The organism is Acinetobacter sichuanensis, from assembly GCF_003024515.2.
GTDB classification, from domain to species: Bacteria; Pseudomonadota; Gammaproteobacteria; order Pseudomonadales; family Moraxellaceae; genus Acinetobacter; species Acinetobacter sichuanensis.
This window is the reverse complement of the sequence record NZ_PYIX02000028.1, coordinates 38402-55173: the sequence shown is the minus strand read 5'-3', so window position 1 is coordinate 55173 and position 16772 is coordinate 38402. Positions and strand designations below refer to the sequence as shown.

The window sequence follows — 16772 nt, the reverse complement described above, 5'->3', positions numbered from 1 at the left end:
TTCTATTATCTTTTAAAAATCACTTAGTTACACTTTTCATATAAAACATCATTTTTATTGATAATGAATATAAGTTAGTGGTGGCATTTTATACCAAAAAATAAATTTAATACTATTTAGGTATATATTTATGTTTATAAGGTTTTAGACAAAAAATGAACAGCCATTCATTGTATGTTGAAATTAAGTCTCACAATTGGAGGTGAGTAAAAATGACAGCGCAAACAATGAATGTAAATGCTGTAGTGGATCATGCAAAGTTAAAGTCATTCCACATAAATATTATTCTTTGGTGTTTATTTATCGTCTTATTTGATGGTTATGACTTAGCAATTAATGGGGTAGTTTTGCCTTTATTAATGAAAGAATGGGGCATGACAGCCGTGCAAGCAGGAATGCTTGCGAGTACTGCATTAGCAGGAATGATGTTTGGTGCAATGTCATTTGGGATGTTAGCAGATAAGATCGGACGTAAAAAAGTGATCTTAATCTGTGTTTCATTATTTAGTGTATTTACTTTTGCAGGTGGATTTGCTTCAAATCCAACTGAATTTGCAATTTTACGTTTTATTGCAGGTTTAGGTATTGGTGGTGTTTTACCAAATTTAGTTGCTTTAACAGCAGAATATGCACCTCAGCGTTTAAAAAGTACTTTAGTTACAACAATGTTCAGTGGCTATGCTGTTGGTGGAATTATGGCTGCATTATGTGGTTCATGGTTTACAGCAGATTTTGGTTGGCAAATCATGTTTTATATAGCAGGTATTCCTCTATTATTTGTGCCTTTCTTTATAAAATTTTTGCCTGAATCTTTAACTTATTTAGTTAAAGCTCAAAAAAATGATCAAGCTCGTTATTTTTTAAAGAAAATTGAACCAAATATACAGCTTACAGAGAATACAAAATTAGTATTATCTGCAGATGACCAAACTCAAAGTGCGTCTGTTAAAGCATTATTTACAGAAAACCGTGCTAAAGGAACTTTATTATTTTGGGTTGCTTTTTTCATGTGTTTATTAATGCTTTATGCGTTAGGCAGTTGGTTACCAAAATTAATGATGGCAGCAGGTTACTCTTTAGGAAGTAGCTTGATGTTCTTACTTGCACTTAATATTGGTGCTGTAATTGGTACTATTGGTGGAGGGATTCTAGCAGATCGCTTTGATTTTAAACCAGTTTTAATTAGCATGTTGATCGTCGGTATTTTATCTTTAGTAGGTTTGGGCTTCAACTCACCTCAGCCAGTGATTTATTTATTGGTGAGTTTAGCTGGTGCCTCTTCAATTGGAACAAGTATTTTACTTTATAGTTATGTTGCACAATATTATCCTGTAGCTATTCGTTCGACTGGCATTGGCTGGGCATCTGCAATTGGTCGTACAGGTGCGATTGTTGGTCCAATTGTGATTGGTATGCTTTTAGGTATGGAATTACCACATAAATGGAATTTTATTGCAGTGGCTATTCCCGGCGTAATTGGTGTTTTAGCAATTTCATGTATTCGTTTACAGAAAGCTGAGCGTAAAATTGAAGTAAAAGCAGCCGCAATTTCAACAAATTAATTTATTCATGTGTAATAAAAAACCTTGGTACTGTCCAAGGTTTTTTATTGAAAATATTTGCTTTATAACTCATTTTTCAATTGTTTTTGATGTTCCTCTACTTGCTCTGCATAACGATTACCTTGTCTTTTCATTTTCCAACTTGAGTGGTAGCCTGTAGGTCCAACATTATAATAAGCAAGGGCTTTTTTCCAACTACCTGCAGATTTGTTGTACTTGGCTAAAATAAAAGTACCACATTGAATATTGGTATTTTCATCAAATAAGTCACCTTGACAAGTTTGTTGCCAATAACGCGGAATAACTTGGGTTAAACCGACAGCGCCTGCAGGTGAAATAACTCCACTGCGATAGCTAGATTCTTGTCGGATCATCGCAGCAAGTAGCAATGGATCTACATCATATTGTTCAGCATGTTGCAAAATCATAGGTGCGATACGTTGAGCCGTTGTTGTTTCTACAGAATAGGCTTTTTGGATACCCGTTGCGAGTAAGAGTGAACGTTTTTCAAGTGATCCATTATCAACGGAAGCACAGCCAGTAACAACAAGGCTTGTGCCAATGATAAAAAGTTTTGTACTTTCTAAGAAAGTCTTCGTAAAAGAATGATAAGATTTGGAAAAATAACAATAAATTGACAAAATACAACCAAAAGAAAAAATATTTATGCGGAATATTAGGTAGCTATGATCGCTCAGTCAATGATGAATTTTTTAAGATTTGCAAAGGAATGTGAGTGCTTAATAAAAAACAGCCCAATCATCCTGATTGAGCTGTTTTGTATCGGTTTATTAGGTATAACTCCTGTCCTACCTCACATCCTGATGCTAGAACTTGATTATTTTTGTTTTGTGTTCTGGAAACTTCCTGTTCCCTATGACTATAGAATAGGTGAAAGTTCCCATTAAGTATATTCGCAAATAGCCACATTTTTTGTACGTTATAGCGTACAACTAGACATTGCCATACTGAATTAATTTATCAAAAGCAGCTTTTAACGCTTTCTCATCAAAAGAATTACCTTCAAATTCCTCAGTTTGATTACGTGAGAAAATATCACGGATTTCAATGATGGCATTGCTATCAATTAAGCCAAGTTGAGTACCGACTTGTCGAAGTTGATCAACAGCTCGAGAACCATTGGTTGAACCATAACCGATATAAGCTGCTGGTTTAGCTTGCCATTCTTTACCTAGATAATCCAAAGCATTTTTCAGGGCAGGGCTATAACCATGGTTATATTCTGGACTGATAAAAATGAAAGCATCTGCTTCTGCAATTTTATCCGCCCATTCTTGTTGTTTGGGTTGATCATAAATACCTGAAAGTGGCGGATGTGCGCCTGCAAAAATAGGTAAATTCCATTCTTTTAAGTCAATAATTTCAGTTTGAACAGTGCTGTATTCAAAACTTTTGATGGTTTTTTCTGCCCAACGCGCGATTTTAATCGCTGTGCGCCCTTCACGGACACTACCGACTACAATATAGAGTTTCATAATTAAGCCTTTGTTTTTTAATTTTATTAAGTTAAAGCTTCCCTGTCTTTTTGCATAGGGGCAATTTGTATCTTTATCGCAGATCAAAAATTTAAGCAGCAAATAAAAAAAGCTCCCGAAGGAGCTTTTATAGGTCGATGATATTACATCAATTTTATGCCTTGCTGACCTGCAGGAGTCACCTTGAAAATTTCCACTTCAAAGGTAATATTTTTACCTGCTAAAGGGTGGTTAAAATCAACTTCGGTAATGTCATCACCAACAGTTTTAACCACGCCAAAGAGGCTTTGTTTGGCTTTGTCTTCAAACTCGATCATGTGACCTTCGACAGGGCGTTGTTCAAATTTAATTGTGTCAAATTTTTGAACATTTTCAGCATTCCACGGACCGAAAGCATCTTCAGGAGGAAGGCTAACCGTACGACGGTCACCTGCACGTAATCCAAAAAGTGCTTTTTCAAAACCAGGCAGCAAACTACCATCACCCATCACAAGACTAACAGGCTCTTCACGGCTGCGGGTATTGTCAATTTCTACGCCATTTTCAATAGCAACAGAAAAATGCAGGTCGACTTTAGAACCTTCTGCTACACGGGTTTCTTCATTTGGGTTAAGAATTTCATCAATCATTTTGCGCTTCCGCACGCTGGATACGTTGCTTTTCTAAAAAGAAGGTATCAATTAATAATAAAATAGTGCCTAAGGTAATGGCGCTGTCTGCAAGATTAAAGATTGGGAAATGGCTATTGTTATAATATACATGTATAAAATCAACAACATAACCTAATGAAACCCGATCAATCAGATTGCCAACAGCTCCACCTAAAATTAGAGCAATGGCAGCAGGTAGGATGATCAATTTTTTGGGCATACGCATGAGCCAAAATACAAAAATGACCGAAACAATGCCTGCTAAGCCTGTAAAGAAATATTTTTGCCATCCACCAGCATCGGACAAGAAACTAAAAGCTGCGCCATAGTTATGTGCCAATGTCCAATTTAAAAAGGGCATTACAGGATTTTGTTCACCATATTTTAAATGGCTAACTGCAATCCATTTGGTCCATTGATCCAATACAATGGCAAGGACTGAAAGTCCAAGCCAAAGTAAATTATGAGGATAAAACTGAAATAAACCCTTTTTATTTTGTGGATTAGGCATATTTTCTCTCTTCGCCCTGACCTGTAGGAAGGTTAATAATACAACGTGAACAAAGACCAGGATGTTCATGATGTGTATTTACATCAGGAAGAACATGCCAACAACGTGCACATTTTTCACCATCTGCGGCTGAAACTTTGACACGTAGACCGTCCAGATCAGTTGCCTCAGCTTGTGTTTCATCAAAAGCATTGACGATAACTTGAGAGGTAATCAAGACAAAACGAAGCTCATCACCTAGACGATCTAGAACTGTTTTGAGTTCAGTATTTGCCCAAAGTTCAACTTTTGCTGACAAGTTTGAACCGATCAGTTTGGCATTGCGTGCCGCTTCAATTTGCTTGTTCACCGCAGATTTTACAGTGATCAAAGTTTGCCAATCTGCTTCTGAAATCAAGTTTGCAGTTGATGCAACAGGGATGTCATACCATTCAGTTGTAAATACATATTTTTCAGACTGTTCAGGAATCAGTGGCCAAGCTTCTTGTGCTGTGAAGCTTAAGATTGGAGACATCCAACGTACAAATGCCTGTACCAAGTGATACAAAGCAGTTTGTGCAGAATGACGTGCCTGAGAATCTGCTTTGGTGGTGTACTGACGATCTTTGATGATGTCTAAGTAGAAACTACCTAAGTCATTAATACAGAAATTGGTCAACGCATTGGTGACGATATGGAAGTTCATATCTTCATAAGCTTGTTGAATGGTTTTCTGTACGTCTGCTGCACGTTGCAAGATGTATTGATCCAATGCGATCAATTGATCTACAGGCAGTGCATCCGTTGAAGGTTTGAAGCCATTCAAGTTTGCCAATAAGAAACGTAAAGTATTACGGATACGACGGTAACCGTCTGACGCACGGCTAAAGATTTCTTTACCTGCCGTCATTTCATAGCGATAGTCGGCAGAAGCGATCCAGAAACGTAAACCATCTGCACCCATATCTTTGATAATTTCTTGAGGGGTAATGATATTACCAATCGATTTTGACATCTTACGACCTTTCTCATCCACGACGAAACCGTGAGTGAGCAAGCCTTTGTATGGTGCACGTTTGTTGATGGCAATCGAAGTCAATAAAGACGATTGGAACCAACCACGATGTTGATCTGAACCTTCAAGATACAAGTCAGCAGGGTCAGTCAATTCTTCACGTTCACGAAGCACTGCATAGTGTGTTGTACCTGAGTCGAACCATACATCAAGTGTGTCACGAACAGCGTTGTACTGTTCAGCATCATCACCGATGAACTCAGCCGCATCACGGTTATACCAACCATCAATGCCTTCTTTTTCGATCAGTTTGGCAACTTCTTCGATCAGTTCAGGTGTGCGAGGGTGTAATTCATTGGTGTCTTTATGCACGAAGAATGGGATTGGCACACCCCATGTACGTTGACGTGAGATACACCAATCAGGGCGACCTTCGATCATCGACTCAATACGGTTTTTACCCCAGTCAGGCACAAAGCTGATGTCATTTTCAATGGCATTCAAGGCATCTTGACGTAAGCCTTTATTGTCCATGCTAATAAACCATTGTGGTGTTGCACGGAAAACGATCGGCGTTTTATGGCGCCAGCAATGTGGATAGCTGTGAACGATAGGCACATGCGCCCAAAGTTTGCCTGCTGTACCCAATGCTTCAATGATTTGTGGGTTGGCTTTATAGATGTGTTCACCTGCAAACAGTGCAGATGTTGGTAAATACACCCCATTACCACCGACAGGATTTTCAACTTTTAAGTTGTACTGTAAGCCAACTTTATAGTCGTCCACACCATGACCCGGCGCAGTATGTACTGCACCTGTACCACTTGTTGCGATGACGTGTTCACCTAAAATTACAGGCACTTGGCGATCCGTGATCAACGGATGTTGAAGTTTTAAATTCTCAAGTTTGCTACCTGTAAAATCAGCTAAAACTTTTGGATTTTCAAGCTTGTAACGTTCACATGCAGACTCAACTAAATCTTTTGCCAAGATGAGGTTTTGTGTGCCACGTTCAGATTGAACTTCGACCAATTGATATTCAATTTCAGCATGTAGCGCAACAGCTTGGTTAGCAGGCAACGTCCACGGGGTGGTTGTCCAGATCACGATATCCGTAGGATTGGAAACAGTAACACCCACTTTTGCAGATAAATCAGCAAGATCAACCACACCAAAACCGACATCAATGGCGTCAGATTTTTTATCTTTATAGTCGACTTCAGCTTCGGCAAGTGAAGAACCACAGTCCAAACACCAGTTCACTGGTTTAAGTCCTGGTTCAATATGACCCGCTTTGGCAATTTCACCCAATGAACGTACGATGTCGGCTTCTTGTTTGAAGTTCATGGTTAAGTAAGGATTGTCCCAATCGCCAAACACACCCATACGCACGAAATCTTTCTTTTGCAGTTCGATTTGCGTGTAGGCATATTCACGGCATGCTTTACGGAAAGTCGGAGCATCAACTTTTTGCCCAACTTTACCAACTTTTTCTTCGACTTTGAGTTCGATTGGTAGACCGTGACAGTCCCAGCCTGGCACATAAGGTGCGTCAAAACCGTCCATGACACGGCTTTTAATGATGATGTCTTTGAGGACTTTGTTTACAGCATGACCTAAATGGATTTGACCATTGGCATATGGAGGACCATCATGAAGCACATATTTTTTCTTGCCAATACGCGATGCACGAATCTGCTGATAAATGTTGTCGGCATACCACTCTTCCAACCATTTCGCTTCACGTACTGCGAGATTTGCTTTCATTGCAAATTCAGTACCTGGTAGATTCAGCGTAGATTTATAATCCACAGCATTTTCAGGAGTTTGCTTATCGCTCATGCAAGTTGTCATCCAATATTATCAGCCTGATTGCTGACGCGTTTTACAATAAAAAATTTGGGTTTAGAACGGAAAATGGGGTGTATTTTTGCGAAATTCAAGTAATCGCTCAACATCATTGTCAATTCCTGCCTGAAGTGCTTCAAGCGAAGGGTAATTCAGCTCGCCATGTAAATAGTCGAGGAAGGTCACCCGCATTAACAGACCATACAGATTAGCAGAAACATCGGGGAAATGTACCTCCAATCGCCATTCTGGATGATCCTGTTTGATGGCAGGACGGGTACCAACATGACCCGCACCATATAAGGCATTTTCTTGGTAGCCTAAAATGCCTGTTTTATCTGGATTGTCGGCTTTGACTTTTTCAGTTAAAGAAGTGGTTTCACACACCACTTCAACCCCATAAATACCATTTAAACATGGTCGATGGCGTCCCATACGAACATTGATGGTCGGGAAATTGATGGTGCGTCCAATCTGGTCACCATATTGGACTCGTCCAATCATGCTATAAGGACGTCCCAATAATTTGGCAGCCAAAGCCAAATCACCCGCTTGCAGCACCTGACGAATACGCGTTGAACTGACACGCTCACCATCAAATTCGATGGTGGTCAGATTGGTGACATCAAAGCCATATTTTTTTAAAAATTCGCTGTTGCCCTGACGGTCTTTACCAAAGTGAAAGTCATCACCTAAAATCAGGCTTTGTGCATTGAGTTTATCTTTTAAAACATCAGCAAAATTTTCAGCGCTCAGACTACGGAATTGGTTATCAAATTTAGCAATCGCAATGTAGTCCACACCCAATTCAGTTAAGTATTCTACTTTTTCTCTGAGTGAGGTAATGCGTGGCGGAGCCTCATAAGCTTTAAAAAATTCTAAAGGCTGTGGCTCAAAAATCATCACCAATGTTTTGAGGTTTTTGGTTTTGGCAACTTCTTGAAGTTGAGAAACCATGGCTTGATGTCCCAAATGGACACCATCAAAATTGCCAATCGTCACTGCGGTTTGGGGCAATTGTAAATTCGGTGCTAAGGCATTTAGACGTAACAGCTGCATGATTTCAAAATAAACTTAAAATTTGAAAGGATATATATTGCCATATTCTCACAGTTTCGTCTTTGTTGTTGTGTTTTTATCCAGAATTTTTTAATGTGCATGTAAATATATATCAATAAAATTGATTCATTTTATAAAAATAAATCAATTTTATTTATTAATAAGAGCTTTTATAATCAATTTATCTGCTGAAATGAGGAAAAAGCCATGAAAAAGCCATTTTATCAACTACAACACAGCCGCGATGTGATTCGACAGTTTACCCCGAACTGGTTCACCATGACCATGGGAACAGGTGTGGTGGCGTTGATTTTACCCGAATTTCCATTTGCACAAGAGATTTTATGGCAAGTGGCAACAGCTTTATGGCAATTCAACACACTTTTATTCATTGTATTTAGCTTAGTTTACGCATTACGTTGGTTGATCTATCCTCAAGAAGCAAAGCAGATTTTTTCCCATCCAAGCATGGCATTGTTTTTAGGTGCAATCCCGATGGGTTTAGCAACAGTACTCAATGGCTTTTTAAAATATGGCGTTGCATTGTATGGCGATATCGCGATTCAGATCGCGCAAGTCCTGTGGTTTGTGGATGCGATTTTAGCAGTGAGCATTGGGGTATTGGTTCCATTTTGTATGTTCTATAAGCAAGAGCATCAGTTACATACCATGACTGCAATGTGGTTACTGCCAATCGTGGCGTGTGAAGTCACAGCAACTTCAGGTGGTTTATTGTTGGCGCATTTGGCAGTAGGGCAACAGGCAGTCGGGATTTTATTTGCAAGTTATATGCTGTGGGGTATGTCTGTATTACCTGCTTTCGGAATTCTGACCATTTTAATGTTACGTCTAGCACTGCATAAACTACCAAGTAAAGAATTGGCAATCAGTGGTTGGTTGGCTTTGGGACCGATTGGTACAGGTGCATTGGCATTGTTGGTTTTAGGCGCACAAGCACCACAAGTCTTGGCTTATATTCAGTTAGAACAATTGGGTGTGTTCTTTCAAAATGCGGGCATTGTAGCGAGTTTTATTCTGCTTGGCTTTGGGGTGTGGTGGTTTGCCATAGCTGTATTGACCACACTGAAACATGCAGCCACAGACTTACCATTTAATCTTGGTTGGTGGGGACTGACATTTCCATTGGGTGTATTTACTTTGGCGGTGTTAAATCTGGGGCATCAGTTGCATGTGAGTTTTATTGTGAATACAGGTCTAGCATTTGCAGCAATTTTGATGATGTTTTGGGTCATGGTAATGGCGAAAACTTTAAAAGGCATGTATCAGGGGCATTTATTCTTTTCTCCTTGTCTAAAGGCGTTATTAGACAGTCAACAACGTTAATTTTTCAACGATAGAAATAAAAGCCCTTAACCAAGTTGAGTTAGGGGCTTTATTGTAGAAGCTATTTGAAAGTGAGAAGAAATTTATCTCACTGCATCAAAAATTAAACAGCAAAATTAGTGATCATGCCCATCTGCAACTTCTGTAACTTTTTCATTTTTTGTGGTGACTTTGCTTCGGTCATAAACAACTTTACCGTTGAAAACTGTCATGACAACTTGTGCATTTTCCAAAGCAGTCGGTGCAACTTTAAATAGATTTTGATCCATAATGACTAAGTCAGCAGCTTTACCTTTTTCGATAGAACCCGTTTCTTTTTCAGCAAAAATGGCTTCAGCACCATTGATGGTATGGCTCTGAATCATGTCCGCAAGTGGAATACCCGATTGCACACCTTGGGCAATACGTGTCATTGGGAAAAACTCACGCACAGGGTAGTCGCTTGATGATGTCAGCGCTACGCCCGCATCAAAAAATGCTTTTGGTAGAGGATGACCATCAGCGCGTACACCGAGTTTCAGGAAGCGTGGAATGGTTGGAATCGCCTCGTCACTCACATGGGTAATCATATGGCGCGCATCACGTTGACCATTTTGTTGTTGTGCATATTCATAAGCATCTAGCATTAGATTATAAGTGCTTGTTGGACCAATATCATGAATATAGATACGGAATTTTTCTTTATCCAATGCAGCAACCGTTTTCTTTAAAACTTCTTGATCCCAAACGACCGAACCATAAGTACTGCTTGCACCTGTACCAAAAATTTTGATGGAATCTGTCTTAAAGAACTGTCCTTTATATTTCGCACGACGCTCAATAAACCCAGCAATTTGTTCTGTACCTCGTGTTTCGTCTGCCCATTGTAAAAGGTCATAACGTACAGTGAGTTTAGATTCACTATCCAAAGCTTTCATTGCATCTAAGAAAGAATCTGTTGGATAATGTATTGGCACTAAAACAGAAGTAACACCACGCTGTGGAGCAAGATCTTGTTGGAAAGAGAGCACAGCATTTTTATATTCATCAACAGTAAAATCAGGCTGTGGTAAGACTTGAATCACTAAATTTTGTGCACCAAATTCACGTAAAATACCTGTAGGTTGACCATTTTTATCACGGTCAATAAAGCCGCCTGCTGGGTCTGGTGTCTGAGCGGTAATTCCTGCATTTTTTAAAGCACGAGTATTTGCCCAAACTTCATGATGACCATGGGTAATAAAGACCGCAGGAATATCTTTGCCAACAATTTCATCAAGTAGTTGAGCAGGGGATTTACCTGTACTTTCTGCTTGTTCTAAAACATATTTCAGATTCCAACCCACACCACGGACTTGTTTTGCATCAGCATGTTTAGAAAGAAAATCTTGAGTTGCCTGTTTGTAGCCATCTAAACTTTGTGTATCAAGATTGACCCAATACATAGACTCAGCACGTAAATAAGCATGGTTATGAGTATCAATAAAACCTGGTAGAAGCATTTTCCCGTTTAAATCGACGACCTGAGTTTTATCACCACGCCAATCTTTAAGTCCAGCACTCGTACCGACATAAACAATTTTTCCATCTTTCACCGCAACTGCTTCAGCCTCAGAATGTTTGGCATCTACGGTATAGACAGTACCATTTTCAAAGATAAGGTCAGCTTTTTGCGTTGTTGAAGTTTGATCATCATCGTCATCATCACTACAAGCACTCATTGAAAGTGCAAGCGTTGCAGCGATTGAGCTTAGACATATTTTTTTAAAAGTCGGTGATTTAAAAACAGGTACAGCGAATCCTTGCAAAAGTTGCTTCATGCGAATTTAATCCTTGTTCTTTAGATGATTATTGACTTGCGATCCATGTGCAAAGTGCTTTTAGCCAATATATTGACTTAAATTAAGGTAATCAGCTGTTCTCATGAAGTCAAAAACTTACTTGGTATGTTTTTATGTGATAAAGGTATTAAAGTTGAAGCATATTGCCCTTGTAAGAACAGATTAAATCAAGATGATTCCAAAAAAAAAAGCAGCCTTTTAAGCTGCTTAAAATGATTAATTTATTATTTTTTAAATGCTTATTCTGATTTATCTTTTAAACTAAAGAACCAGTTTAAAATCAATGCTGCAAATGTTGCAGTACCAATTCCGCCTAAGTTAAAGTCACCAAATTGCAGTGCAAAATCACCTGTACCTAAAATAATGGTGACTGATGCAACCATCAGATTTTTATTTTTGGAAAAATCAACTTTATTTTCAATCCAGATTTTTGCTCCTGCAATGGTAATTAAACCAAAAACCACAATAGAAGCACCTGTTAAAATAGCCGTTGGAATGGTGTGAATGACAGCACCAAACTTAGGTGAAAAACCTAAGAAAATGGCAAATACACCTGCAATGACGAAAACTACGGTTGAATAGACACGAGTCACCGCCATCACCCCGATATTTTCACCATAAGTGGTCATACCAGGTGCGCCTACGCCACCAGAAAGTGTCGTTGCAACACCATCAGCAAAAAAGGCTTTACCAATTTGTGGATCGAGGTTTTCGCCTGTCATTGCCCCAACTGCTTTGATATGACCTAAATTTTCAGCGACTAAAATTAAAGCAATCGGTGCAATGATTAAAATTGCATTCATATCAAATGTTGGTGAATGAAAGCTTGGCAGACCAAACCATGCAGCATCTTGAATCGGTTTAAAGTCAATTGCTGTGCCATAACCCATGACATTGGAAACAATGAAATAAATAAAATAAGATGAGACTAAACCAAGCAGCAATAATAGACGTTGCATTAAACCACGTGTAAAGACGGCAACGACACCCATACAAAGTACAGTGACTAATGCCATCCACATATTAAAGTTATTGCCTGCTACACTTTTGACTGTGACAGGAGCAAGGTTTAAACCGATGATCATGACCACCGCACCTGTGACGACAGGTGGCATGAGTTTCTCAATCCAACGAGTGCCCGTTACCATAACCAATAGACCAAAAATGGCATAGATAATGCCGCATGCCATGATGCCACTAGCAGCCGCAGCAATATTGGGATTGGCAGCACCTGTGCCAGAGGCTGCATAACCTGTTGCAGCAATCACCACGCCAATAAAACCAAAACTTGAACCAAGATAGCTTGGAACGCGACCACCTGTCATAAGAAAGAACAGAATGGTACAGATACCAGACATTAAAATAGCCAGATTGGGCTCAAACCCCATGAGGAAGGGTGCAAGTACGGTTGAGCCAAACATCGCAAAAGTATGTTGTATGCCTAAAACGGCACTTTGAGCAGGAGGTAAATACTCATTGGTACCGACAGGTTGCGAGTTAATATCACCTGTATAGGGACGCCATTTGGGGAACCAGTTGGACATAAATTGAGCGCTCAAAAAACAAATTGCGCACATGATACTCTTTCTTGTTTTGAGTTTTAATCATTTTAGTCAAACTAAAGGATTGCATTTATTAGAAATAATTTATTATTTTTACCATACGGTAAAACTATTGATAGATCTAACCAAATAAAATCAAAGTATTAAAAATAATACAAATAAAAAAATGCATAATTAAATATTGAATTACTGATTAAAAAAATTTATTTATTATTTATGAGAAATATAAAATGCTTGATCGGATTGGCATTTTTTATCAATAGAAGAGAAAATTTAGCTTTCTCTTCTATTGTGTTTCAACGTTTTATTTAACCTGTATTGCGTAAACCTGCGGCAATCCCAGCAATACTGACCATCAGAGCATGATCTACAGGAGTATGCTCAGCCTGACGTTCAGCCAAATAAGCACGACGACGTTTCATTAACTCTGCTTGTAATAAATGCAAAGGGAGCAAATACGGTTTTCGTACTTTCATGGCTTGATCAAGGACTTCATTTGAACTTAAAAGCTGAGATTCACCTTTCATTGCCAACAATGTTTGTACTGCATCATGTAAGCGTTGACGTAATTCAGCACCTAAAACTTTCAAGTCTTCATCATCGGTTAGATGCGATTCATAATATAGTGCAATGTTGGAATCTGCTTTGGATAAGACCATTTCCAGCATATCAATGAGGGTTTGGAAATAAGGCCATTCGGCAAGCATTTCATCTAATAAGGCTTTCTGACCTTGATCAATCACTTGATTGATTGCGGCACCAGTACCGAGCCATGCAGGCAGCATCAAACGAATTTGTGTCCATGCAAATACCCACGGAATCGCACGTAATGATTCGATCCCACCACTGACTTTACGCTTTGCAGGGCGTGAACCGAGCGGCAGCATTTGTAATTCAAGTTCAGGCGTTACGGTACGTAAATATTTCACAAAATGTGGGTTTTCGCGCACTGTTTGACGATAGACCTGAACCGATAAATCGGTCATGGTGTGCATCAAATCACGCCATTCCTGTTTCGGTTCAGGCGGTGGCAGTAGCGTTGCTTCAAGCGTCGCTGCGGTATAAATTTCCAGATTTTGTAGTGCGATTTCTTCCAAACCAAATTTAAAGCGAATCATTTCACCTTGTTCAGTCACGCGAATCGCACCTGAAATAGAACCCGGTGGTTGTGAGAATAGTGCTTGCTGAGTGGGTGCACCACCACGGCTGATGGAGCCACCACGACCATGGAATAATGTCAGTTGTACGCCATGTTGTTTTGCTACAGCAGTCAATTCTTCTTGCGCACGATACTGCGCCCAGTTAGCAGACATAAAACCTGCATCTTTGGCTGAGTCTGAGTAGCCGATCATGACTTCGTGTTTGCCCTGAATATGCTGTTTATACCAATGCATATTGAACAGCGTGTTCATGGTTGCTGCTGCACCATCTAAATCTTTCAGGGTTTCAAACAGTGGAACGACACGTAAAAAGTGTTCAATGCCTGCTTCTTTTTGCAAGAGTAAAACAGCTAAAACATCACTTGGGTATTCCGCCATAGAGATGATATAAGCCCCTAAACTTTCTTTTGGCTGTTCCGCCAAAGTACGCATAGTGGCAAACACTTCTTGTACATCAGGATGTTCAATCAAGCTATTGGCAGGTTCATTTAAATGTTTAGGCAAGAGCGGACGTTTACTTTGTAACTCTTGAATGAGGAAGTTTTGACGTGCTTGTTCTGTCCAAGTTTCAAAATTTCCCAAACCTAAATATTCAGTAATCGCTGAAATGGCTTGACGATGACGACCTGATTCTTGACGAATATCAAGTTTGAGTAATTCGATGCCAAAACAGTTGACTCGATAAATAAAGTCGAGCAATTTGCCATTGGCAATTTCAGGTAAATTACTGTCGATCAGCGAGCGATAGCACAGAAGAAGTGGCTGTAATAACTCATCTTTATGACGAATGATCAGACTGCGGTCAACATCGGAATGTTGTCCTTGTAATTTGCTCGCAAGCCATTGGCGAGTTGCTTTTAAGCGAGTGCGTGTTGTGCGTAGATATTCACGATAAGGTTCAGGATGCTGCCCACCTAAAGCTTGTTTGAGTTCATTTGAACATGCTTCGATAGAAAGTTCCCAGCGCAGATCTTCAATATCACGAACATATAAATCTGCTGCCTTCCAGCGTGATAACCATAAGACTTCTTGGGTAATATTATGCGTAACATTTGGATTACCATCACGATCTCCACCCATCCATGATGCAAAACGAATTGGGGAAATATCTAAAGGCAATGGTTTTTCACAATGTTCTTGAACCAAGTGGTCTAGTTCACGAATGAACTTAGGAACAGCATTCCATAATGTTTGTTCAATGGTGGTAAAGCCCCATTTTGCTTCGTCTACAGGTGTAGGTCGGTGTTGACGAATTTCATCCGTTTGCCATGCTGAACAAATTAATTGTTTTAAATCTGCTAAAACTTCAGCACGTTGTTTAGGGGTTAGTTTTTGTTGATCAAATTTTGATAGGCAATCATTAATGCCATCATATTTTTGAATCAGCGTACGGCGGCTTACTTCAGTCGGGTGCGCAGTTAGTACCAACTCAATACTGAGTTGACAAATTTGTTGGTAAAGCTGCTGTGTACTAATTTCTTGAGTTTTAAATTGTTCAAACAATGGTACAAGAACATTGGGTGAGGGTTGCGTTTCATCAAATTCACTTTGGCGACGACTACGCACCACATGATATTGTTCAGCAATATTAGAAAAATTCAAAAAATGTGAAAATGCACGAGTTAGTGGCAAAATTTCATCATCTTTTAAATGAAGAAACAATTGTTCGAGTTGTTTTTCTGCTTCGATTTGACCATCACGTGCACCTTTGGCTAAAGCACGAATTTGTTCAATTTGATTAAACAAATCTTGTCCAGCTTGTTCTTTTAAAGTTTCCCCTAAAAGATTTCCGAGCAAACGTACATCCTCACGTAGTGGAGCATTAATTTGTTGAATCATTGCTATTCTCCAGTTCTTATCCTTTTGACTATAACTCGCTATGTTGAGATTCCAAGTACACCCCTACAAAAGTAGAAAAGCAGTCGGTTATTTCAACAACAATTGTGCTTTTAAAAAATAGTATGCCGTAAAACCTGCATAATCTTTATTTAGAAACTTAATACATTGACTATAGGCTATAACGTAAAAGAAATAGATGAATACTATCCTGAATAATTTGATATTTTTCTTGTTCATCGGGTGGTTGACGAATACCAAGCAGAACTTCGTGATGACGAATGCCCAATAACAATGACAAAATTAAATTTGTTTGTTTTTCAATATCATCAGCTTGAATGAATTTTAATGCGATGGCTTGTTCAAAGAAATCTTGCCAGACTGTACACATTTTTTGGTGTGAAACATTATAAAACTGTAGTGCTAAAGGGTTCTTTTCAGCAGCAAGTTCTAAAAGTAAATGCTCAAGCTTAATGGCTTCAGGCAAAGAAATAATATTCAGTGCAAGTTCACATACTTGATAAAAACACATTTGAAAATTACTTTCAGCAGTCAAACCTAATGGTCTAGCATTAATTGAAGCTTCACAGGTTTGTTCAATTGCACAGGTAAATAAATTTTCTTTATCTTGAAAATGGTTATAGACCGTCAGTTTGGTTACACCTGCTGCTTTAGCAATTTGATTCATGCTTGAACCATGATAGCCATGTAATAAAAATAAGGCTTTAGCAGCTTCTAAAATCTGCTTTCGCTTTTCTAAGTCCTTAGGACGACCAACATGTGCTTGCACTAAATTTTCCAAAAAAAAGTCAAATAGGTCATTTACTTTTATGGTCATTTTTAATTAATGTACCTTGCGGTATATTAATTAAAAGTTGAACCTTTGTTAAAGTGATTGAACATGGATGAACATATGTGAGGAATCACATG

General features: G+C 39.0%; 12 protein-coding genes. 2 read left to right on the top strand and 10 right to left on the bottom strand.

Going from position 1 to position 16772, the window contains the following annotated elements:
* Positions 1-212: 212 nt before the first annotated feature.
* A complete protein-coding gene (locus C9E89_RS15240; protein ID WP_107009191.1) occupies positions 213-1562 on the top strand; it encodes an MFS transporter in 1350 nt (449 codons plus the stop codon).
* 62 nt (positions 1563-1624) lie between these two features.
* Here the strand turns inward: C9E89_RS15240 and C9E89_RS15235 are convergent, their stop codons facing one another.
* From C9E89_RS15235 to ribF, 6 genes are all read right to left on the bottom strand, one after another.
* Entirely contained in the window at positions 1625-2128 is a 504-nt protein-coding gene (locus tag C9E89_RS15235) for a lytic transglycosylase domain-containing protein (RefSeq protein WP_228199050.1), read from the bottom strand.
* Positions 2129-2515: 387 nt separating this feature from the next.
* On the bottom strand, positions 2516-3058 hold the full coding sequence (locus C9E89_RS15230) for an NADPH-dependent FMN reductase (protein WP_107009190.1): 543 nt from the start codon (positions 3056-3058) through the stop codon (positions 2516-2518).
* A 143-nt stretch (positions 3059-3201) separates the two neighbouring features.
* Positions 3202-3684 (bottom strand): FKBP-type peptidyl-prolyl cis-trans isomerase, encoded by a 483-nt coding sequence (locus C9E89_RS15225; protein WP_107009196.1) that lies wholly within the window; start codon positions 3682-3684, stop codon positions 3202-3204.
* The gene (gene lspA / locus C9E89_RS15220; protein ID WP_107009189.1) at positions 3680-4219 is read right to left on the bottom strand and encodes a signal peptidase II; all 540 of its coding nucleotides are present in this window, start codon (positions 4217-4219) and stop codon (positions 3680-3682) included. The genes C9E89_RS15225 and lspA overlap by 5 nt, the downstream gene beginning before the upstream one ends.
* Positions 4212-7055, bottom strand: coding sequence for an isoleucine--tRNA ligase (gene ileS, locus C9E89_RS15215; protein ID WP_107009188.1), 2844 nt, complete (start codon positions 7053-7055; stop codon positions 4212-4214). Before ileS ends, lspA begins: the two co-directional genes overlap by 8 nt.
* Positions 7056-7118: 63 nt before the next feature.
* Entirely contained in the window at positions 7119-8120 is a 1002-nt protein-coding gene (gene ribF, locus C9E89_RS15210) for a riboflavin biosynthesis protein RibF (RefSeq protein ID WP_107009187.1), read from the bottom strand.
* 207 nt (positions 8121-8327) lie between these two features.
* On the opposite strand from ribF, the gene C9E89_RS15205 reads away from it, so the two are divergent.
* Positions 8328-9464 (top strand): TDT family transporter, encoded by a 1137-nt coding sequence (locus C9E89_RS15205; RefSeq protein WP_107009186.1) that lies wholly within the window; start codon positions 8328-8330, stop codon positions 9462-9464.
* Between the two features lie 116 nt (positions 9465-9580).
* Here the strand turns inward: C9E89_RS15205 and C9E89_RS23840 are convergent, their stop codons facing one another.
* The 4 genes from C9E89_RS23840 to C9E89_RS15180 all read right to left on the bottom strand — a co-directional run bounded on the left by C9E89_RS23840 (position 9581) and on the right by C9E89_RS15180 (position 16632).
* Positions 9581-11263 carry an amidohydrolase gene (locus C9E89_RS23840; protein ID WP_228199049.1) on the bottom strand — a complete coding sequence of 561 codons (1683 nt, stop codon included), beginning with the start codon at positions 11261-11263 and terminating at the stop codon, positions 9581-9583.
* A gap of 260 nt (positions 11264-11523) precedes the next feature.
* Positions 11524-12828 (bottom strand): solute carrier family 23 protein, encoded by a 1305-nt coding sequence (locus tag C9E89_RS15190; protein ID WP_107009184.1) that lies wholly within the window; start codon positions 12826-12828, stop codon positions 11524-11526.
* Positions 12829-13154: 326 nt separating this feature from the next.
* Entirely contained in the window at positions 13155-15845 is a 2691-nt protein-coding gene (gene ppc / locus C9E89_RS15185) for a phosphoenolpyruvate carboxylase (protein ID WP_107009183.1), read from the bottom strand.
* Positions 15846-16014: 169 nt separating this feature from the next.
* Positions 16015-16632 (bottom strand): TetR/AcrR family transcriptional regulator, encoded by a 618-nt coding sequence (locus C9E89_RS15180; RefSeq protein ID WP_107009195.1) that lies wholly within the window; start codon positions 16630-16632, stop codon positions 16015-16017.
* Between the last annotated feature and the right edge of the window lie 140 nt (positions 16633-16772).

What these genes read in the sequence shown, in the direction of transcription:
- ppc (WP_107009183.1), bottom strand. Translation starts at nt 15,845, where the DNA reads ATGATTCAACAAATTAATGCTCCACTACGTGAGGATGTACGTTTGCTC.
- ribF (WP_107009187.1), bottom strand. Translation starts at nt 8,120, where the DNA reads ATGCAGCTGTTACGTCTAAATGCCTTAGCACCGAATTTACAATTGCCC.
- C9E89_RS15240 (WP_107009191.1), top strand. Translation starts at nt 213, where the DNA reads ATGACAGCGCAAACAATGAATGTAAATGCTGTAGTGGATCATGCAAAG.
- C9E89_RS23840 (WP_228199049.1), bottom strand. Translation starts at nt 11,263, where the DNA reads ATGAAGCAACTTTTGCAAGGATTCGCTGTACCTGTTTTTAAATCACCG.
- C9E89_RS15230 (WP_107009190.1), bottom strand. Translation starts at nt 3,058, where the DNA reads ATGAAACTCTATATTGTAGTCGGTAGTGTCCGTGAAGGGCGCACAGCG.
- lspA (WP_107009189.1), bottom strand. Translation starts at nt 4,219, where the DNA reads ATGCCTAATCCACAAAATAAAAAGGGTTTATTTCAGTTTTATCCTCAT.
- ileS (WP_107009188.1), bottom strand. Translation starts at nt 7,055, where the DNA reads ATGAGCGATAAGCAAACTCCTGAAAATGCTGTGGATTATAAATCTACG.
- C9E89_RS15205 (WP_107009186.1), top strand. Translation starts at nt 8,328, where the DNA reads ATGAAAAAGCCATTTTATCAACTACAACACAGCCGCGATGTGATTCGA.
- C9E89_RS15190 (WP_107009184.1), bottom strand. Translation starts at nt 12,828, where the DNA reads ATGTCCAACTGGTTCCCCAAATGGCGTCCCTATACAGGTGATATTAAC.